21 protein-coding genes are annotated in these 20,038 nt (G+C 39.4%); 9 read left to right on the top strand and 12 right to left on the bottom strand.

All coding sequences use genetic code 11. From position 1 onward, the window contains the following. Window positions 1-121: 121 nt before the first annotated feature. Both OC25_RS04185 and OC25_RS26725 read left to right on the top strand, forming a co-directional pair. Entirely contained in the window at window positions 122-472 is a 351-nt protein-coding gene (locus tag OC25_RS04185) for a single stranded DNA-binding domain-containing protein (RefSeq protein ID WP_039472119.1), read from the top strand. A 567-nt stretch (window positions 473-1,039) separates the two neighbouring features. Beyond that, window positions 1,040-1,678: a phosphatase PAP2 family protein gene (locus OC25_RS26725; RefSeq protein WP_052265953.1), complete on the top strand. Its 639-nt coding sequence runs from the start codon at window positions 1,040-1,042 to the stop codon at window positions 1,676-1,678. Here the strand turns inward: OC25_RS26725 and OC25_RS04175 are convergent. Continuing rightward, on the bottom strand, window positions 1,675-2,292 hold the full coding sequence (locus OC25_RS04175; protein WP_039472117.1) for a Crp/Fnr family transcriptional regulator: 618 nt from the start codon (window positions 2,290-2,292) through the stop codon (window positions 1,675-1,677). The two genes, OC25_RS26725 and OC25_RS04175, sit on opposite strands and share 4 nt — an antisense overlap. A gap of 214 nt (window positions 2,293-2,506) precedes the next feature. On the opposite strand from OC25_RS04175, the gene OC25_RS04170 reads away from it, so the two are divergent. Next, window positions 2,507-3,172, top strand: a complete 666-nt coding sequence (locus tag OC25_RS04170) for an HAD family hydrolase (RefSeq protein WP_039472116.1) — start codon at window positions 2,507-2,509, stop codon at window positions 3,170-3,172. A gap of 102 nt (window positions 3,173-3,274) precedes the next feature. Here OC25_RS04170 and OC25_RS04165 read toward each other — a convergent pair whose 3' ends face one another. Then, window positions 3,275-4,447 carry an aldose epimerase family protein gene (locus OC25_RS04165; RefSeq protein ID WP_039472114.1) on the bottom strand — a complete coding sequence of 391 codons (1,173 nt, stop codon included), beginning with the start codon at window positions 4,445-4,447 and terminating at the stop codon, window positions 3,275-3,277. A gap of 257 nt (window positions 4,448-4,704) precedes the next feature. Between OC25_RS04165 and OC25_RS04160 the strand changes: the two genes are divergently transcribed. Both OC25_RS04160 and mgrA read left to right on the top strand, forming a co-directional pair. After that, the gene (locus OC25_RS04160) at window positions 4,705-6,711 is read left to right on the top strand and encodes a beta-L-arabinofuranosidase domain-containing protein (protein WP_245221887.1); all 2,007 of its coding nucleotides are present in this window, start codon (window positions 4,705-4,707) and stop codon (window positions 6,709-6,711) included. A 65-nt stretch (window positions 6,712-6,776) separates the two neighbouring features. After that, the gene (gene mgrA / locus OC25_RS04155) at window positions 6,777-7,766 is read left to right on the top strand and encodes an L-glyceraldehyde 3-phosphate reductase (protein ID WP_039472111.1); all 990 of its coding nucleotides are present in this window, start codon (window positions 6,777-6,779) and stop codon (window positions 7,764-7,766) included. A 47-nt stretch (window positions 7,767-7,813) separates the two neighbouring features. Here the strand turns inward: mgrA and OC25_RS26720 are convergent, their stop codons facing one another. Both OC25_RS26720 and OC25_RS04145 read right to left on the bottom strand, forming a co-directional pair. Further along, window positions 7,814-8,959: a sensor histidine kinase gene (locus OC25_RS26720; protein ID WP_052265952.1), complete on the bottom strand. Its 1,146-nt coding sequence runs from the start codon at window positions 8,957-8,959 to the stop codon at window positions 7,814-7,816. Window positions 8,960-9,038: 79 nt separating this feature from the next. Further along, the gene (locus tag OC25_RS04145; protein ID WP_039472109.1) at window positions 9,039-10,214 is read right to left on the bottom strand and encodes a DUF3095 family protein; all 1,176 of its coding nucleotides are present in this window, start codon (window positions 10,212-10,214) and stop codon (window positions 9,039-9,041) included. Between the two features lie 158 nt (window positions 10,215-10,372). On the opposite strand from OC25_RS04145, the gene OC25_RS04140 reads away from it, so the two are divergent. Beyond that, on the top strand, window positions 10,373-12,775 hold the full coding sequence (locus OC25_RS04140; protein ID WP_039472106.1) for a TonB-dependent receptor: 2,403 nt from the start codon (window positions 10,373-10,375) through the stop codon (window positions 12,773-12,775). Window positions 12,776-12,836: 61 nt separating this feature from the next. Here OC25_RS04140 and OC25_RS04135 read toward each other — a convergent pair whose 3' ends face one another. From OC25_RS04135 to OC25_RS04115, 5 genes are all read right to left on the bottom strand, one after another. Continuing rightward, window positions 12,837-13,340 (bottom strand): RICIN domain-containing protein, encoded by a 504-nt coding sequence (locus OC25_RS04135; RefSeq protein ID WP_039472588.1) that lies wholly within the window; start codon window positions 13,338-13,340, stop codon window positions 12,837-12,839. A 28-nt stretch (window positions 13,341-13,368) separates the two neighbouring features. After that, the gene (locus OC25_RS04130; RefSeq protein ID WP_039472104.1) at window positions 13,369-13,566 is read right to left on the bottom strand and encodes a hypothetical protein; all 198 of its coding nucleotides are present in this window, start codon (window positions 13,564-13,566) and stop codon (window positions 13,369-13,371) included. Between the two features lie 103 nt (window positions 13,567-13,669). Then, the gene (locus OC25_RS04125; RefSeq protein ID WP_039472103.1) at window positions 13,670-13,990 is read right to left on the bottom strand and encodes a hypothetical protein; all 321 of its coding nucleotides are present in this window, start codon (window positions 13,988-13,990) and stop codon (window positions 13,670-13,672) included. Between the two features lie 128 nt (window positions 13,991-14,118). Further along, window positions 14,119-14,415 (bottom strand): Dabb family protein, encoded by a 297-nt coding sequence (locus tag OC25_RS04120; RefSeq protein ID WP_039472101.1) that lies wholly within the window; start codon window positions 14,413-14,415, stop codon window positions 14,119-14,121. A gap of 77 nt (window positions 14,416-14,492) precedes the next feature. After that, on the bottom strand, window positions 14,493-15,701 hold the full coding sequence (locus OC25_RS04115) for a glycosyltransferase family 87 protein (protein WP_052265951.1): 1,209 nt from the start codon (window positions 15,699-15,701) through the stop codon (window positions 14,493-14,495). Between the two features lie 219 nt (window positions 15,702-15,920). Between OC25_RS04115 and OC25_RS04110 the strand changes: the two genes are divergently transcribed. Together OC25_RS04110 and OC25_RS04105 are read left to right on the top strand one after the other, a co-directional pair. Further along, window positions 15,921-16,133: a DUF3606 domain-containing protein gene (locus tag OC25_RS04110; protein ID WP_039472099.1), complete on the top strand. Its 213-nt coding sequence runs from the start codon at window positions 15,921-15,923 to the stop codon at window positions 16,131-16,133. Further along, window positions 16,133-16,318, top strand: coding sequence for a hypothetical protein (locus OC25_RS04105; RefSeq protein WP_039472097.1), 186 nt, complete (start codon window positions 16,133-16,135; stop codon window positions 16,316-16,318). Before OC25_RS04110 ends, OC25_RS04105 begins: the two co-directional genes overlap by 1 nt. 55 nt (window positions 16,319-16,373) lie before the next feature. Here OC25_RS04105 and OC25_RS04100 read toward each other — a convergent pair whose 3' ends face one another. Next, on the bottom strand, window positions 16,374-17,315 hold the full coding sequence (locus OC25_RS04100; RefSeq protein ID WP_039472095.1) for an NADP-dependent oxidoreductase: 942 nt from the start codon (window positions 17,313-17,315) through the stop codon (window positions 16,374-16,376). A gap of 88 nt (window positions 17,316-17,403) precedes the next feature. Here OC25_RS04100 and OC25_RS04095 point away from each other — a divergent pair, with 88 nt between their 5' ends. After that, window positions 17,404-18,252 carry an AraC family transcriptional regulator gene (locus OC25_RS04095; protein ID WP_039472093.1) on the top strand — a complete coding sequence of 283 codons (849 nt, stop codon included), beginning with the start codon at window positions 17,404-17,406 and terminating at the stop codon, window positions 18,250-18,252. Between the two features lie 25 nt (window positions 18,253-18,277). Here the strand turns inward: OC25_RS04095 and OC25_RS04090 are convergent, their stop codons facing one another. Further along, window positions 18,278-19,417, bottom strand: a complete 1,140-nt coding sequence (locus OC25_RS04090; protein WP_039472091.1) for a serine hydrolase domain-containing protein — start codon at window positions 19,415-19,417, stop codon at window positions 18,278-18,280. Between the two features lie 21 nt (window positions 19,418-19,438). Continuing rightward, window positions 19,439-19,900, bottom strand: a complete 462-nt coding sequence (locus OC25_RS04085) for a VOC family protein (protein ID WP_039472089.1) — start codon at window positions 19,898-19,900, stop codon at window positions 19,439-19,441. Window positions 19,901-20,038: the final 138 nt, after the last annotated feature.

Genomic DNA, 20,038 nt, shown 5'->3' with positions numbered 1-20,038 from the left:
TCTTGTTTGTGTAATATTTCTGCTTTTTTAGATATAAGCATTGCTTAGACCAAAATTCATCATACCTTTGATATACAGGGTTAATTAATAGCCCAATACTTTTCACCCTCATCCCGGCGTCATGAAAAAATTATTTCTGCTTTTATTGCTTAGTGCTCCGGCATTTTATGCAAAAAGTCAAACTTTGGTTCTGGCTAAGGATGCTGCACAATATGTTGGAAAAAGTGTAACCATTTGCGATTCGGTTTACAGTACAAAGGCTTTGGATAAAATTACTTTGATTAATTTAGGTGGCGCCTACCCAAAAGAGTTGCTTACTATAGTGATCAACAAAGAAGATCAGGCTAAATTCCCATCAGAGCCTTCGAGCATGTTTATGGGAAATAAAGTATGTGTTACCGGAACAATTACCGAATTTAAAGGTAAAAAACAGATTGTAGTTACCGAGCCAAAACAGATTGTGGTTAAATAACCTCCCATCAAGCCAAATTATTTCTCATCTCAAAATCAATACGGCCTAAAAGCCTAATTGCTGGCGTTGCCGATAAATTTTACGCGAAACAATTTTGAGTTTGTAATTACCGCTAAAAAGGCAGGTGTAGATTTATTTTAATCAACCAAGCTGCCTCCCCGGTTCAAGGAGGAAAGCTTCGGTTGGAGCGTTAATACAAAAAGTATAATTTGTAAATAAATTGTCGTGAGGGATTGCCTTTTCAGTCGGCAGGATTAGATCCTGCCAACCTCATAAGCATAGATATCCTTATTATCTAGGACGAAGGTTGCAATTCATTTTTAATTTTCAAAACTGGTTACACATAAAGGTACATTTCCGTGATGAATCGTTTTGTATCCTTGATGAACTTAATGCTTAGGTAGAAAAAACTCGGTTTAAATAGCATTCGAAGCACTTTATTTTTATCTCATATTAGTGATAAAAATGGTAGTATTTTACAACTTTTCTGTCTGGCGGTATTCCAAAAGTCCAAGTTTTTTACTGCAATTCGTTTAAAATTTCTAGTTTTGATTTTCCGATCTGCCTATGTCTACTCTTTTAAAACGAAATACCTTAATTTTTGTACTGTTTGTCCTCATTGCCGCTTTCAGTTACCTGAGCTTTTTTGTAGCGCAACACCCTATCTGGGATTTCGACATTAAAACTTCTTTGCTTATTCAGCGCTATCAGGCAATCTGGCTGGATAAGTTAATGCTGGCCATTAGCTTTTTTGGCGAACTTCCCTACTCGCTCCTTTCAGTAGTTGTAGTAGCTGCCCTGTTTTATTGGAAAAAGTACAAACGCGAAGGGCTTTATATTGCCGCTGTACTGCTTTCGGGATTAATTATACTTGGCATCAAAAACATCATTAACCGCCCACGCCCTACCGCTTTTCATGTACGTTTGGTAGAAGTAAACCGCTTTCAGAGCTACCCCAGCGGCCATGTACTTTCTTACACGCTTTTTTTCGGGTTCCTTATCATTTTAATGAATACTTTAAAAGGTATACCCAAAGCAACCCGGACTATAATCACTTATTTATCGGCCTTTTTAATACTTACCATTGCCCCTTCCAGAATTTATTTAGGAGCACACTGGTTTACAGATACGGTGGGTGGGTTCTTGCTCGGCTTAATTTGCCTGTTTCCGTTATGTTATTACTATTTCAGAAATAAAAAAGTCTAATCTTCAGGCGAAGCATCCATTTTTGCTTTTTTTCTAATCCTGCTCAGGGTTTCGATACGCATACCCAGATAACTTGCTAAAAATTTTAAAGGCACACGCGATTTAATGGTTGGATGCCCGATTTTAAACTGTTTATAACGTGCCTCAGCAGATGGAATACGGGATAAAATTGAGCGCTCCTGCGACATGTGGTACTGAATAGCCAGTAATTTTCGGGCCAGTACATTCGCTTCAGGAAACAACGTGTACATATCATCAATCACACGGTAAGGCAATACTAATAGCTCCGAATCTTCCAAAGCCTGGTACTGTTCTTCGAAAGTTGGTTTAAATGTTCCCGGATTCCGGATATTACCAATAAAATCATTTTCGTCGGTTAACCAGGTAGTAATATCTTTCCCGTCATCTACTACAAAAGCCCTGACAAGCCCTTTAGCTACAAAAAACAAACAGCCATCCTTAACCAGCTCTGCGAAAGAAGGCAGGATATTATTCTTGCGCACAAAGATTTTGAAAGTTTCTTTTCTTGCTTCATCAATCAGCTCAGCACTCAATGGCTGCAGCACATTTAAGAATTGAATAAGGGGATCGCTTTCATGACTAGCCGCAACCATAATCTTTTAGTCCGTTTTTTATATGCAAGTTATTGCACTGCTCCCGGATTTCCAAAACCAAAACGTATCCAACAGCAAAAAAATTACAGTCCAACAGTTTTTTATTTTTCAACCTTTAGAACAATAATTTATGAACTGTTTGCGATTTGTTAATTTTCTGTTAGATCATTGCATTTTAACATCCCGATTAAAAAAATCTGATAATTTTGCCGTCATGACGAATCACAAACCCAAAGCTTTTCTCTTCGATCTGAATGGAACGATGATTGACGATATGGCCTTTCATAATCATACCTGGCACAATATTTTAACACAGGATTTAGGTGCAAAAATTAGTTTCGACGATGTTAAAAAACAGATGTACGGTAAAAATCAGGATTTACTGGAACGCGTTTTTGGTGTAGGTCATTTTTCTCAGGAACAGATCGATCAGATATCGATAGAAAAAGAATACCGCTACCAGGCGGCCTATAAAAAACATTTAACACTAATTGCCGGATTAGGCGATTTCCTCAATCAGGCGCAAGCATCAGGCATCCAGATGGCCATTGGTTCGGCGGCCATTCCTTTCAACATTAACTTTGTGCTCGATAATTTAAAAATCAGATCCTACTTTAAAGCCATTGTAAGTGCTGAAGATGTAACCAATAGCAAACCAGATCCGGAAACCTTTACTAAAGGCGCCGAAATTTTAGGAGTAGCCGCAAATGACTGCGTTGTTTTTGAAGATGCACCCAAAGGTGTTGAAGCTGCCTTAAATGCAGGTATGCCTTGTGTGGCCTTAACCACGATGCATACACAGGAAGAGTTTGGCGATTACCCCAACATCATTGCATTTATTAAAGATTATACCGACCCTGCTTTACAGCAACTTTTTTAGTGAAATATCGTCATTTCGAGCGAAGTGCAACGGAGTCGAGAAATCTTTATAGATCTCTCCATTTCGCTGCGCTTCAGTCGAGATGACGAAAATAAACGCTTATTATTTACTAAACTTGTAAATAGAACTGGTTTTATAAACCTGCCCTGGCTTTAAAACCGTTGAAGGGAAAGCCGGTTGGTTTGGAGAATCAGGAAAATGTTGTGTTTCTAAAGCAATTGCAGTTCTAAAATCGTCTTTAGCACCTGATTTAAAAGTATTTTTACTTTGCATAAAGTTACCGCTGTAAAACTGTAATCCTGGCTCCTGGGTATAAATATCCATCACAATGCCCGATTTGTCGCCTTTAACGGTAGCAGCATGATACATGCCCATGCCTGCAGTTTTATTTAATACATAATTATGATCGTAGCCTTTACCAAAAGTTAACTGTTCGTTTTTATCATTAATACGTGCACCAATGGTTGTTGATTTTGTAAAATCGAAAGGTGTTCCGGCAACTTTTTCCAATTTTCCGGTCGGGATCAATGTCGAATCTACCGGCGTGAATTCGTCAGCATAAATTTGAAGCTCATGATTTAAGATTTCACCACTGCCATCGCCATTCAGGTTAAAAAAGGCATGATTGGTTAAATTTACCACGGTAGTTTTATCAGTTTTAGCTTCGTAATCCATTTTAAGTTCATTATCATCAGTTAAAGTGTAGGTAACTTTAACATCCAGGTTGCCCGGGAAATTTTCATCACCATCTTTTGATAAATAATGCAGCACCAGGGTATTTGCATTAGGCTGCTCAGCATCCCAAACCACATATTGATAGCCTTTTTTACCACCATGAAGCGTATTTTGCCCGTTATTGGTAAACAGCGAATAGGTTTTACCTTCTAAAGTAAATTTGCCTTTGGCAATGCGGTTTCCATAACGACCAATAGTTGCCCCAAAATAAGGCTCAGTCGATTTTTCATAATCGCCTATACTCTTAAAGCCTACTACAACATCGACCATTTTACCATCTTTGCCAGGTACCAGCAAACTGATTAACCTACCACCATAATTGGTAAATACAGCTTCTGCATTGTTTTTATTTTTTAAGGTGTACAATGCCGTTTGTTTGCCGTCGATTTCTTTTTTAAATGAATCGGCAACTAATTTAACCACAGCTGCTGAATCGATTTTTGCACTATCAGCTGATGAAGCATTTTTGGTTCCGGACTGGCAGGAAGCCAATCCCATTGCAGCTACAACTGCCAGGCCCGTTAATGATTTTAATTTCATAGAAATGAATATTTGGTTTAGCGTTTTACAATTAAGTTTTTAAATATAATGATATCACTTAATTTTACAAATAAAACGATTTAGAACAATTCAAAACAATATATTGCAGCATATTTTGAGCAAATTACCATCAATGAGACAATATGTAGAAATGGTGATAACAAAACGTATAAATCAGTCGCTTTTTTTGAACCACTTGTGGAAGTATTGAATTACAACGCAAAAAAGACACCAATTTTTCTAACCAAAACACACCAATGATGCTTAAAAACTTACTGAAAATCTTCTTGCTCTGCCTGGGTACTGCAAGCTTTGCGCAAGGACAAAACGGACAGGCTAATTCACTCCGTAAAAATCCTTACCTCGAATTACCACTTGGCGCCATTAAAGCAGAAGGCTGGCTGAAAGAAATGCTGCTAAGACAAAAAACAGGCGCAACAGGAAACCTCGACAAGCTTTATCCTTCAGTTATGGGGCAGCGTAACGGTTGGCTGGGCGGCGATGGCGACCAATGGGAACGTGGCCCCTACTGGGTAGATGGTTTACTGCCCCTGGCGTACATTTTACAGGATAAGGAATTGATTGCCAAAACCAAGCCCTGGGTTGAATGGGCCATTAAAAGCCAGCAACCAGATGGATATTTTGGTCCGATTAAAGATTATGGCAACGAGCCTGGTTTGCAACGTGACAATAGCCGCGACTGGTGGCCAAAAATGGTAATGCTTAAAATTTTAAAACAATACTACACCGCCACTAACGATAAGCGGATTATTACGCTGATGACCAATTACTTTAAATACCAATTGAAAGAACTGCCATCGAAACCACTCGATCACTGGTCGTTTTGGGCCAGATACCGTGCCGGCGATAACCTGGCTGTAGTTTATTGGCTATACAATAAAACCAATGATCGGTTTTTACTCGAGCTGGCCGACCTGATTCACCGCCAGACCTTCGATTTTACCAACGCTTTTGCTGAAGGACAAATGCTTACCCGCTTTGGCAGCGTACATGCTGTAAATCTGGCCCAGGGGATGAAAGAACCTTTGGTTTACTACCAGCAACACCCCGAACAAAAATACCTGGATGCACTGAAAAAAGGTTTTAAAGACCTGGATAAATACAATGGCTTTGCCAACGGTATGTTTGGCGGCGACGAATCTTTGCATGGCAATAATCCGACCCAGGGCTCAGAACTATGTACAGCTGTTGAAATGATGTTTACCCTGGAAACGGCTTTAGCAATTACCGGTGACGTAGATTATGCCGACCGTTTAGAAAAAATTGCCTTTAATGCCCTGCCTGCGCAGGCATCAGACGATTATATGAGCAGGCAATATTTTCAGCAGGCTAACCAGGTAATGATTAGCAGGCAAATGCACAATTTCGATGTAAACCATCATGGTACCGATTTATGTTATGGATTGCTTTCCGGTTATCCTTGCTGTACTTCCAATATGCATCAGGGCTGGCCAAAGTTTACCCAAAACCTCTGGTACGCCACTGCTGATAAAGGTGTAGCCGCATTGGTTTATTCGCCAAGCGAAGTGAAACTAGCTGTTGCAGACGGAAAAGAAATAACCATTAAGGAAGAAACCAATTATCCTTTCCAGGAAGCGATTAAATTTTCGATCAGCTTCGCCAAAAAATCAAAAGCAATCAATTTCCCTTTTCATTTAAGGATACCAGCCTGGTGTAAAGCAGCTACGGTAAAAGTTAATGGTACCGAAGTGCAAACTTCAAAAGGAAATGCGATTGTTAAAATTAACCGCGACTGGCAATCGGGTGATGTAGTTGAACTGCAATTGCCCATGCATATTTTTAAAAATACCTGGTTCGAAAATTCAGTTTCGGTAGAAAGAGGCCCCATAACCTATGCTTTAAAAATGGGTGAAGCCGTAAAGCCTGTTAAAAACACGATTGATCCAATTGACACAGGTGATGCTTTCGATGAAGTTCACCCAACCACCCCATGGAATTATGGTCTTTTCGATGTACCAAATAATAACCTTGAGGAAAAATTCACGGTAGAAAAAACAGCCCCGATCAGTAACTATCCCTGGAACCTTGAAAATGCACCGATCCAGATTAAAACGAAAGCCAAACGGATTCCTTCCTGGAAATTATACAATGAAATGGCAGGTCCTATCCCTTACAGCATTACTTACCAGTTAGAAACAGCCAAAGAAACTGAAGAAATTACCCTGGTACCGTACGGGTCGACCCGGTTACGGATTTCACAATTCCCGATAGTGGGCAGATAATCTTTCAACCAATGAAGTAAATTTCATTAAAACTGATTAATATTGCGACCAATCAAAACCCAGTTATGAATCAACACATTTCAACCGATCGTTACGATAAAATGTTATACCGCCGTTGTGGAAACAGTGGCATTAAATTACCTGCAATTTCGTTGGGATTATGGCATAATTTCGGACATGTAAACGTTTTTGAAAACAGCAAAAACCTCATATATACGGCCTTTAACAATGGCATTACGCATTTCGATCTGGCCAACAACTATGGTCCGCCTCCGGGTTCGGCAGAAGAAGTTTTTGGTAAAATACTACACGAAAATTTTAATGGTTACCGCGATGAAATGATTATATCGAGCAAAGCCGGTTATACCATGTGGGATGGCCCTTACGGTGATTGGGGATCGAAAAAATACCTCGTTTCGAGCTTAGACCAAAGTTTAAAAAGGATGAAACTGGATTATGTTGATATTTTTTATCACCACCGCCCTGATCCGGTAACCCCACTCGAAGAAACCATGGCTGCATTGAGCTTACTCGTTCAGCAAGGAAAAGCTTTGTACGTTGGTATTTCTAACTACCAGGCCGAAGAGGCTGCAAAAGCTATCGAAATTTTAAAGCAAAATGGTACGCCTTGCTTAATCCACCAGCCCAAATACTCGATGTTTGAACGCTGGGTTGAAGGTGGGCTGCTTGATGTTTTAGCAAATAATGGTGTGGGTTGTATTCCTTTTTCGCCATTGGCACAGGGCCTGCTAACCGATAAATACCTGCATGGCATTCCGGCTGATTCGCGTGTGGCTACCAGTGGCATTTTCTTAAAAGAGAGCAACATTACGCCTGAGAAACTGGAAGTAATTGGGAAATTGAATGAGATAGCCAAATCTCGCGGTCAAAAGCTGGCCCACATGGCTTTATCGTGGATTTTGAAAGATAAAAGAATTACCACAGTGCTGATAGGTGCCAGCAAACCAGAACAGATTACCGACTCCATTAAAGCGTTGGATAATATCGAATTTAGCGAAGCAGAAATAAAACGGATAGACGAAATTTTAAAATAACCCCAACAGCCCCTTGCTATAAAAAGTACAGGGGCTTTTTCATCAGATTAATCTGCTAAAGGAAGCGTAAAATAAAAGGTAGAACCTGCACCGTAAGTACTTTCTGCCCATATTTTTCCTTTATGGCGGTGTATAATTTCTGCACTCAGGTACAATCCGATGCCAAAGCCAGAAATTGTTTTCGTCTGCGTGCTTTCTACCCGGTAAAACCGGTCGAAAAGTTTCTCCAGATCATTTTCTTTAATCCCAATTCCATTATCCGTAACACTCACCTGTATGTTGTCGCCGGTAATTTCCGATTGCACTGTAATGGTGCTCCCATGATCGGAATATTTAATGGCATTACTGATCAGGTTTGAAACTACTGATGTTAACTTCTCTTTATCGGCGTGCGCTATTTTAGGTCCGTCGGTAGTGAAATCGATCAAATTTGATGAATAAATGAATCTGGCATCTGATACCGCATCTGCGATTACCTGATCCAGATCAAAATTTGTTTTGGTCAAATGAATTTCACCTGATTCGAGCCGGGCAACATTTAAAAATGAGTTAATCATGGTGCTCATTTTCCTGACCTGTAACTGCACTTTATCCAATGTATTTACCATAAACTGATCGGATGAACTTTTCGACTGCATCAGCTGAATATAGGCATTTATGGAAGTTAAAGGTGTTTTCAGTTCATGGCTTACCATGCTGATGAAATCGTGTTTCTGCTGCTCTTCCTTAATGTTGATCAAAACCTGTTCCTGATCCAGGGCATCGCGTTGCAGTTGCGTTTCTTTAATGGCCTGCCTCGCCTTAACCATATCGGTAACATCGCTTGCGGTATGGATAATGCAATAAGGCAGACCCGATTCATCTTTAATAGCCCGGTACTCGTAAGCATAATAGGCCGTCTGCAATTTACCATCCCGCATGGTTTCTGCCGGAATTGCTTCGCCTTTATCGGTAATCCCCGTTAACAAAACATTCTTAAGCATATTGATAAAAGGCTGCCCGATCAATTCCGGAACGGCCTCTTGTAAAGGCTTGCCAATAATAGAACGGTCTTTGCCCCAAAAAGCAATCATCGCATCGTTGGCCATCTCTATTACAATATCTTCAGAGGTATAAATAGCGGTAGCATCTTTAGATAAGGCAAGAATCTCTAAAAGCTGACTACTATCTAAAACTCTGGAATGTGCGCTCATGGTAATTAACGGTTATTGAACTTGTTGATTAGTTTTCATTTATCATACAACTAATGCCCTTAAATGTTTGGGCTAGTGCTTAAATATCACTGGTTGGAGTAAGTCTGTCGCGTATTTTCTGTTTTAGCACCCCGGCAGCATTGGTATAGCCCCCTTCTGCCCCATCAACAAAATGAACATGCTCGTCTTCAAAATCGCGTACATAGCATGACATGACCGATTCGCCGCTTACATACAAACCATATAAAATTTCTCCATTTAGTTCCAGTTTATCCAGTGCTGCAAGCAGCGCAAGGCGTTGTTTTGAAGTACCAGTAATTACGGTATTGATGCGCCCATCAATAACCAGTGTATCCGACATCTCTACCAGTTGTTTCAGGTACTTTTTACCACTGGCCGTACGGAAATAGATATAACCATACATATTGATCAACCAGGATTTGAGCAGTTCCCAAAACCTGATCTTACCCAAACGGTGTTTCACCTCCTTGCCCAAACTGTTAAAGCTTGTTTTAAAAATCAGTTTAGGTATCGAAATGGGCTGTCTTTTTTCGGGTGTACCATAAATCTGATCGAGGTGCTGTATAACTTTGCTAAATACCAGTGCCTGTTGTTCGCATTGCCGGACCACAACAATTAAAGTTACCACCTCTTCACTGTTTTCGGGTGGTTCTATTTTATCCCAACGGCATTGCATCCCACTCAAATCAATTTCATTGGCCGACGTATCCTGCGTTGACAGTAGATAATTTTCGCCTTTAATTAAAGCTTCTGCATGTGCCAGCCCATCGCCCAAAACAATAGGAATCGAAAAGGTTTCGCTACTGCTATACCTGCTGATTTGGAGCTGATGGCCAGCCTTATAAATTTCATCAACAGCCATTATACCTGCCCGCAAATCAAGATTGAAGTTTTGCAAAGTATTTTCGCGGTATTTTAACAGCGATTTCATTACCTCCGATACCATACCTGGCGGCACAATAAAAGTTGCCCCATCGCCGCCAAAGAAAAAAGGAACCAGAATATTGGCTTTAAAGGCAATATTAAGTACAGCCACAATACTGCCCGTTGCTATAAGATTTACATTTTCGTGCTGACCTGCTTTAACTGCTGCTGTAGAATTTTTAATGTCGGTAATAATTACCTGCCAATCGGCTGGTACGGGCTTAAACATATCACTATGAATCAGCAACCTGGCCAAAGCCATTTTATTGACCGGGAGATTAGCGTAAAAATGATCGGTATGATTAGACATAAAACTGGCTTAACAAACTAAATATACGGATTTGAGTGTGATGTGTATTTCAAAAAATCAAATCCGGACAACTCTTATTTAGAACAAATAAAAATAATTTTGGTAATCCGGAGTAAAAACATTTCCTTTGCGCCAACTAAGAATTAATCTAAATAAAGATGAGTAAAACAATTACCCGATTATTAACTTTAATCGTTGTAGTACTGCTTATTGCCGGGAATGCAATGGCGCAATCTAAAAACGGTTCTATTTCAGGATCAATTAAAACCAGTGATGGCAATCCGGCAGCTTATGTAAGCGTAGGTTTAAAGAACACTACCAAAACCACCCAAACAGATGAAAAAGGAAACTACACCATTAAAAATGTAGTGCCTGGTACTTATACATTAAAAACATCGGCTGTAGGCGTATCAGCACAAGAGAAACAGGTAACGGTTACTGCTGGTCAGAGCACCAACGCCGATTTTTCCCTTGCACAGTCTTCTTCTCAGTTAGATGAAATCGCTGTTAATGGTTATAAAACACCAAACAGAAAGCCTGTTAACCTGGGTAAAATTGCAATAGCGCCAATGGATTTACCACAGGCGGTTCAGGTTATCGGCAATCAGGTAATTACCGATCAGCAGGTAAACAGCCTTGGCGATGTAATGAAAAACGTTAACGGAGTTGCGCTGGGTGCAAACCGCGGTGCAGTTGGCGAAAACTTCTTTGCCAGAGGTTACAGCTTAGGTAGCAATAACATTTTCAAAAACGGTGCAAGAACCACTATTGGTGGTAGCCCGGAAGCCAGCACGCTTGAATCGGTAGAGGTTTTAAAGGGAAGTGCTGCTTTACTTTATGGAGGTGTAACCGGCGGAGCTGTAGTAAATATGGTTACTAAAAAACCAAAATTTGTTAACGGTGGCGAAGTGAGCATGAGAACCGGAAGCTACGACCAATATAAACCAACTATCGATCTTTATGGACCAATATCTAAAAAACTTGCTTTTAGAGCTATAGGTACTTATGAAAATGCAGGCAGTTTCAGAGACTATGTAAAATCAAACCGTATCTACATTAACCCTTCGTTATTGTATAAAATAAGTGATCAGACAGAAGTTTTGGTTCAGGGTGATTATTTAAAAAGCGATTATACTCCGGATTTTGGTGTAGGATCGGTTAACAGCCAGATTGTTGATTTTGGTCGCGATAAATTTATTAACGTACCTTGGGCTTATAATAAAACCAACACCACTACTGCACAGGCCAATTTAACGCATAACTTTAACGAAAACTGGAAATTAAGTGCTGTGGGATCATTCCAGGCTTATAACCGTAATTATTACGGATCTGACCGTATCCAGGCAAATTCTGCAGGTATTTCTGCACGGAACCTTTCCAGAGCGTTAAGTAAAGAGTATACATACAATCAGCAAATTAATGTTAACGGTATTTTTAATACAGGAAGCATTAAACACACAGTATTATTTGGTGTGGATGCAGATCAATCTAGAGTAACCAGCAATGCATTTGCTTACGGTAAAAATGCCCAGGGAGCGTACATTACCACTTACAACTATGGTAATGTGAACGTTTTCGACGAATCTACTTATTATGGTTCAGGTATCATGCCTGAGGCATTCAGCACTACTTCAACACTTGCCCCAATATACAGATACGGTGCTTTTGTACAGGATTTAATCGAGGTAACCGAACAATTTAAAGTACTTGCCGGATTGCGTTATACGGATCAGAAAAATGCCAGCTCGAGAGCTTTAAATTTAGAAACAGGGGTTACTGCAACAGGTGCAACCAAATTTGATGATGCTTTTTCTCCTAAATTGGGTTTAATTTATCAGCCACTTAAAAGTACTTCCATGTATGTAAGTTATGCCAACAACTTCATTCCTAATACCGGTGTTGATATTAATAATAATGCGCTTCAGCCGTCAATTGTTAATCAATACGAAGCAGGAGTTAAGAACGATTTCTTTGGAGGAAAGCTATCGGCTAATTTAACCTATTACAAAATAATCAACAACAATATTGCTCAGGCAGCTATACTTGCTGATGGAACCGTAAGTACCGTATTTAAGCAATTAAACGGTGAAACTACAAGTGATGGTTTGGAATTGGATGTAAATGGTACGCTAGCTAAAGGGCTTAACTTCTTACTGGGCTATAGCTACAACTTTATGCGTTACACCAACACTGCCGATGTTACCGGAATGATTGAAGATGTACGTTTAGTAGGTACAACCAAAAATACTGCTAATGCAACCTTATTCTACACTTTCCAGGATGGTGCTGTTAAAGGGCTTAAACTAGGGGCTTCTGCATTCTACACAGGCAAACGTAACGGCGGTTGGAACGATGCGAAAAATGCAACAACTTTAAGGCTAATTCCTTTAAGCGCATTTACCACGATAGATTTCTCTGCAGGATATAGCTGGAAAAGATTCTCGCTTCTGGCGAAAGTTTCGAACATTACCAACGAGTTAAATTATTTTGTACACGAAAACTACAGTGTTAATCCAATTGCGCCACGTCAATTCTTAACTACTTTATCTTATAAATTCTAATTAGTTACATTCATAATAAATAAAACGGGCAGGATTTAATCAAATCCTGCCCGTTTTATTTTTACATAGTTGGCGCCTGTTCATATATCGTCCACTGCTGTTCTTTATTGCCATTCTTTTTACTGAGGATAACCGGCAAATTTACAGCGCCCTGTTTATCGCCGGAAGTTAAATAAAGCTCCGTTCCCTTAAGCTTAATCCAGTAAATATTTTTACCTGCCAGCTCAAAATCAAACTGTTGGATGGAGCTTGCTGAAGTAAGTGGTTGTTCTTCTAAAAAAGTTTCTGTGGTATCGCCGGTTTTCGGCTGAAATGTTTTGCCTGTAAACAGGTTCTTTAACTGGTAGGTATTGCCCGCAACGGGAATAAAATTCCAGGTCATGCATTTCCAGTTTTGCGGCGTGTAGGCTACTAATGGTGTTCCATTTTTGTTGCTGGCATCTTTAACGCGCAAAAGCATGCCGGTTGCTACATTTTTAATTGCGTAGTTACCTTTTATGGCCTGTCCTGAAACATAACTATGCATCAGGAGCAGCAAGCAGGATGTAATCAGATATCGTCTCATTACCCCTAATTTAGCCAGTAAAAAAGAATTAAACAATAATCAAAATTGTTCCTGATTTGAGCAGCTTAAAATAATAATGGCATTCGCCTTTTCTGTTAATGATTTCGATATCGCATACTTTACCGGATTTTCCGTATTCATCTGCTAAAAAATCACCTATTTTAATGCTATCCAGCTGGTTTATATTAATTGCTGCCCTTTTAATTAATGTAGCGCTTTTTTCCATGAGCTTGTTTTTTAGCTACCTACGTAATCTCAAAAGCTTTGGATTCGTGGCAATTAAAAATACTTAAAAATAAGTAAAGCAAACTACGTTAATGTAACTATAATTAGTAATGAACAAGTTCATATACCCTTTTCATATATAAGGCTTCCTCAATTTTCACAAAAAACTCATGCCACTCGCTCCGGGTAAACACCAGGCCAATATCCGGAAAAGGGGTAGACAAAATTACAACCTCACGCCCATCGGGCGCCCGTTCCAGAAAATCATCAAAGGCAAGTTTTTTAGTTGCTACGTAAAAGGCATCAAACTGATCGAAAGAAAAGTTCATCAAAACACCTGCCCGCCAGATATTGATAACGCTGCAGTTTTTGCACTGTGCAATAGTAATGTTTTCATTTTGAGCCAGAACGGTGGTTTTACACATAAATTAAATTTAATATTCGTCAATAGGATTAAGCAAATATCACATTATTTAGAATAATTCCAAATAATAATTTAATTCATGCATCAGCTGGATAAAAAAAATGCCAGACTTACATCTGGCATTTTTCTTTATTCGGCATCGTAGATTACAACCTTATCAAAATAAACCCTAAACTCATCTAAAAATGCTTTGTGTAAAGGATGAACCTGATAAACATCATGTGCGGCCAAATCTTCGAATAACAAAAGTAAACTGAAAGTATAAGTGGTATCTACAACTGCGCGCTCAATAGGTGCAGGTACACCAATGTGGAAGGTTTTAACTACTTCAATGTTTTCTAAAGTCTGTAAACTGTTGCGAAAAGCCTGTTTTTGCTCCTCAGTGGTATCGGCTTTTAGCCAGAATAAAACGTGGTGTGCGATCATGAATATAATTTTTCCCAAATATAAGGAAAGCGGCAAGAGTTAAGCCTTTTTATCAGAAAACCTGCATCATTTAATCATCATTTGCTTAATGCAGTAAGCAGATCAGCAGAGGTATCTGCTGCGTAAGCTACATTGCTTTTAGCAGCATTGTAAATGATCCTTAACCATACCAGAAAGTAAGGTAAACTGATTATAGCCAGTGATAAGGGATGCGTCTTGGCGAATACTGGAAACAAGAGTAAAGGAAAATTACAGGTTATAACAAGTAAAACGGGAAGCAGTACCTTTTTCATGCCGCGGTTGTTTTCAAAGATATACCAGATCCCTACCCCTACAATTGAAATGATAAAAGTACAATCTTCTGCACCGGTACTAAATAACACCGGAAACAAGAGTACTGAAGCCAATATGAGTAGCTGAAACTTTGGTTTAGAAAAACGGCCAATCCGCATAAAGGGAAGCATAAACACTACGGCACCCAGCGAAAGAAAAAGCAGGTTGGGTATGCCGGACTGATCTAAAATCTCCCTGAAGAAGCCCATAATCGAGATGTCGATACCTCCACCCAAAATATTCATTTCGTTTTTGCCGATTAACGAGGCTTTCCAATCGAGATAAGAATGGAGTACAAAAGACGGTGAAGCAAACAACATGGGTGCAACCAAAACAACTACCGACCAAATGATCAGCCAAAGCATAAACTGTGGCTTCTTTTTAACGAAGAAGAAGAAAGCCAGCCCCACAATACCATAAAGTTTGATAAAAGTACCCAAAACGATAAAAAGTGCAGACCATATATTATTTCCTTTGTTCAACTGGGTAAAACTCAATATAATGAGTGCTGCTGCGCCGGCATTAAACTGCTGGTTAAGCATGGATTCGATGAGGCAAGGGATAGCAATATAACCGATAATTACTTTTTTATCAGCACTTAAAGGCAAGGTTTGAATGGCTTTAAACAACAGGAAACAATTAAATAAATTCCAGAACAATAAGCCAATACTATTGGGCATTAACGCAAAAGGCGCAATAATAACACTAAAAATGGGTCCGTAATGATTCGCATCATCATGAAATGCCGGATAGGTTGCATACAACGAGCGTTCGTGAAGCAGGTTTCTGAAAGTATTTTCGAAAATGAGGTAGTTGTTAAACCGATGTGTTGCCCACGAATCGATTACAAAGATGAGTGTGACCAATACCCATAAAAATAACACGAAGCGGTTTTGCTCATAAAATTTTTTGGGCGAAGTATTTAGGGTATCCGGGATAGAATAATTAGTCATTGTAAAAAATACATTACAATACAATAATATTAAGCAAAAATCACATTTCCAACAGTTCTGTAAAGAAAATAATACTCCTTTTAGAAATATTTGACCAATATCAAAAAATATTTCATGCAGCCTTTTGGATAAATGAAAATTGGCTGACAAAACACGAAAACTAAATGCCCCGGAAAGGTGTTTCCTATCTAACCAATTTATAAATCAATGGAATATCAAATGAATTCGATAAATGCCAGGAAAGAATTTATCGACATTGCTGACGAGCAGGACCGCCAATACTGGGCTACCCGTTTAGGTGTAAGTAGTGAAAAGCTGAAATCAGTTGTTAAAGCAATCCAGAGCATGGAATTTTCCAAACTGAAAGATTACTTAATGCTGGAAAAGATTAAAGAGGCCAGTACATATCAACGTTTTGTTAACCCGCAATAATGGATATCCCTGTAAAAATCAGCTTAGAAAAGCCCATAACCGACTGTGCTCATCTGATTGATTTGCCTGCTTCAAAAGCTATCTTTAATCAGAAGGTTAAAGGAAATACGATTACCAATCCGAAAGCCTGTATTAGGGTTTTAACCGTTTTGTATCCCAAAAACGGCTTAATGAATTTGCTTTAATGCTTATTTAACAAAAAGCCCAGCACATTTGCCGGGCTATATTTTTGTCTATAGTTTAAAAAGTCAACACTACTTTCCCTGCTGTTCTGCCTGTTTCGATTTGCTGATGGGCTTCTCCCATTTTTTGGAAAGGAAAAACAGCCGATACATGCGAACGGATTGTACCATCAGCCAACAACGCGGCAATTTGCTGCATATCCTCTCCAGATGGTTTAACCCTGATGGTATAACCATTAATGCCCAGCGCTTTTGCTTTTTCGGTTACCATTTCATTTAAACCTGAAGGAATGCTGATGATGGTGCCACCTTTCTTTGTCACTTGTAAAGAGCGGTCGATATAGTCGCCACCCATCGAATCGAGTACGAAATCAATATCCGCAATTACTTCTTCAAAAGGCTGCGCACGATAATCTACATGCTCATCGGCGCCTAATCCCAATACAAAATCGCGGTTAGCAGCCGATGCTGTACCAATTACGTAAGCGCCCAGATGTTTAGCCATTTGTACGGCATAATGACCTACCCCACCCGCTGCTGCATGGATTAAAACCCGCTGACCTGCCTGAACATTGGCATGTAAGGTAAGTGCCTGCCAGGCGGTTAATGCCGCCAGTGTTGCCGCAGCGGCATCATTATGACTCACATTTTCAGGTTTTAGTGCAAGCTCATCTGCTTTAGCTACCACGTATTCGGCATAAGTATTTCCTAATCCAGGAAAGGCCAACATGGCAAATACCGCATCACCGGTTTTGAATTGAGTTACACCCTCTCCAACTTCGGTAATCGTTCCTGAAATATCCCAACCTAGAATAACCGGTAGCTGATCTTTAATCAAACCTGCAATCCCTTTGCCCGATCTGGTTTTCACATCAACGGGATTAATACTAATGGCATTTAACTTAACTAATACTTCTCCGGCTCCAACTGCAGGAACTTCTTTTTCGGTCAATTCGAGGTTTTCTACGCCTCCAAAATCTTTTAATATAATCGCTTTCATATTCTTATCTTGAATTTATAATTCAAATTTATACCAATAATTACAACTATATTGGTATATTATTTCTATAATTTAGTATTTTTGCTTCATGTTAAAAGAAAATTTGTACGAGCCTTTTTCAACTGCGCATCTTATTTTAAACGAATGCCCCAAACAGGCACATAAACATAACTTTTTTGAACTGGTTTTTATATTAAAAGGAACCGGAAAACAGTGCATTAATAACAGCCGGTTTAATTATCACGCCGAACACATGTTTTTAATTACCCCGGAAGATTGCCATGAACTTATTATTGAGGAAACTTCTGAATTATTTTTCCTGCGTTTTAACGACATCTATCTGAAAAATGGCGGCCTACAAACCGAAAATATCAGGCGACTGGAATATATCCTTCAAAATGCCAACCACCAGCCGGGCTGTATTCTAAAAAACACCCGTGACAAGAAGATTGTACGCTCGCTGATATTGAATATTATTGAAGAGCAAAACGAAAAAGACCTGTACAATAAAGAACTGATACAGCAGCTGGTTAACACGCTCATTATTATTGTTGCCCGCAACATCGCCAAATATCTGCCTGAGCAAGCCAATGCAGGTACGGAAGAAAAAGCTTTGGATATACTACAATATGTACAAAGCAACATTTATTATCCCGAAAAATTGCGGGCAGACACCATTAGCCAACATTTTAGTATTTCTGAAGCCTATCTGGGTCGTTATTTTAAAAAACACGTAGAAGAAACCCTGCAACAGTATATTGCCAATTACAAAACGAAACTGATTGAACACCGTTTGCAGTTTAGTGATAAGCGCCTGAATGAAATTGCAAACGAGTTTGGTTTTACTGATGAAAGCCATTTCAACAAATTTTTCAGGAAACAGCGGGGCAATAGTCCAAAAGCATTTAGGAAGGCCTTACAAGCATCAATTATGTAATTAAAACCTCGCTAAGCAAACAACATTATTTGATAAAATGCTGGTATAGGCAATTGATGGCAGCACGGCTAAAATCGGGAAAACCATCGGTATAGGTTGCATTAATACCATTGGTAATAATGACAAAGCCATACTTTTGTTGCGGATAAAAAAACATGGTGCTGTACAAACCGTAGGCAGAACCGGTATGCCCTATTAATTTTACACCCGGAATTAAATTTTCAGCACTTCGAAGCGCCAGTCCATAGCCTTCATCGGCACTAAGGGCTGTTTGCATTTGTTTCGCGCTCTTTTTAGAAATGATCCGGGTACCGTTTTCCTTGCCGTAATTCATGTGCATCATCATGTATCTGGCCAAATCTGTTGCAGAAATTTTCATTCCGCCGGTTGGCGAAAAAACTGGGGTACTGTAGCCCATCACATAATTGGCAATTTCGGTTCTCCGTGGTGCATAAGCAGCTGGCGATGGCGTATATGTTTTGGTATCGGCATGATACTCATATAGCTTCACAAAGCGCGTACTATCTAACGAATCGACACAGTAACCTGCATAAAGCCCTAAAGGTTTCAGGATTTGCTTTTTAATATAATTATCGAAACGCTGACCTGATTGCTTTTCGAGAATGGTACCAATGAGGTTAAAATTGAGATTGCAATAATCGAATTTTGTGCCAGGCAGATAATTATTGTAACATTTGGCCCAATCGGGGTTTTTATCGGGATTAATCACATCCAGATTTAAATACCCTTGCGAATCGTTCAGACTGGAGGTGTGCGACAAGGCCATATTCAGCGTAATTTTCTGATCTGGAAATTTGGGGTTTCTGATTTTAAAACCAACAAGATCACCAAAGTCATCGTCTAAACTAATTTTTCCGGCTTCTACCATTTGCATGATTGCAGTAGCGGAAAAAGATTTGGAAATGGAGGCAATCCTGAAAATATCCTGATTGTTCAGCGGCACTTTGTTTTCGAGGTCTTTTAAACCAAAAGCATGGGTGTAAACAAGCTTACCGTCTTTTACTACCGCAACAGCCGCGCCCACTGCATTATATTTTTCCATCACCTGCTTAAAATCATTTTCTACTTCCTGTGCCTTCAATAGCGACGGAATCAACAACAATAAAAACAGCTTAAAGCTATACTGTGGTAAATGGAGTTTCATAAATACAGATTAGGTAAAAAATTATTTCGCGTCGTTTACTTCGAGCCAGTGCCCATCAGGATCTTTAAAATAAATTTGTTTTACGCCATCTACGCGCAAGGTTATGCCTTTCTCCTTCCCTGCCCAATCTTCGAAACTGATATGCCGGGTATTTAGTTTTTTCACAAATTCATCAACCGAAGGTACACTGAAACACAAATGTTCGTTCTTATCAAAATTTTGAGTTTCTTTTAAGCCTTGAATTAGATGTAACTGCCCTGCCGGACCCAAGCTAAACCAGGTATGGCGGTTATCGTGAAATGGCTCGGGAATAATTTTCAGGTTAAAAACACTTTCGTAAAAAACGGTCGATTGCTTTAAATCGCTTACATAAACCGCGATGTGATTGAGAACAGCAGGTGTACTGCCGGCATTGTTTTGCGCCATGGCTTTATTAAAAATAAGAGAAAATAGAATAGCAGTGGTGAGGAAGATTTGTTTCATGTTTAAATATCACATTTATGTGGGAATATTTTGAATAAAAATGCTCCCGTCATGGCTTATTTACAAAGGATCTCTTACAGTAATCCCTCATTCCCGTGAAAACGGGAACCACGAAGTGCTCAGCGAAGCTAATCTTAA

It is taken from the genome of Pedobacter kyungheensis (assembly GCF_000812965.1).
GTDB lineage: Bacteria > Bacteroidota > Bacteroidia > Sphingobacteriales > Sphingobacteriaceae > Pedobacter > Pedobacter kyungheensis.
This window is presented reverse-complemented; position numbering and strand designations above follow the sequence as displayed.